The following is a 224-nucleotide window of genomic DNA, read 5'->3' as shown; positions in this document are numbered from 1 at the left end:
TATATAATAAGAGTAAGAGATGCTAACGGATGTACAAGTCAAGCACCAGTAAATGTACCAGATCCAGTTGCAGTAACTTTTGGAGTAGTAGAGAATGACAATGTATGTGATTCGAGTACAGGAGGAAGTATCACAGTAACGGCAGCCGGAGGAACAGGAACTTATGTATATAGTTTAACAGTAGGCGGAACAGTAGTAGCGAGTCAAACATTAACAGCAACTAC

General features: G+C 40.2%; 1 protein-coding gene. It reads left to right on the top strand.

Features of this window, described 5'->3' with window-relative positions; translation table 11 throughout:
• A partial coding sequence (locus Q0881_RS17825; RefSeq protein ID WP_299163342.1) for a hypothetical protein occupies window positions 1-224 on the top strand: 224 nt, incomplete at both ends.

It is taken from the genome of uncultured Tenacibaculum sp., assembly GCF_947494125.1.
Classification (GTDB): Bacteria; Bacteroidota; Bacteroidia; order Flavobacteriales; family Flavobacteriaceae; genus Polaribacter.
This window is presented reverse-complemented; position numbering and strand designations above follow the sequence as displayed.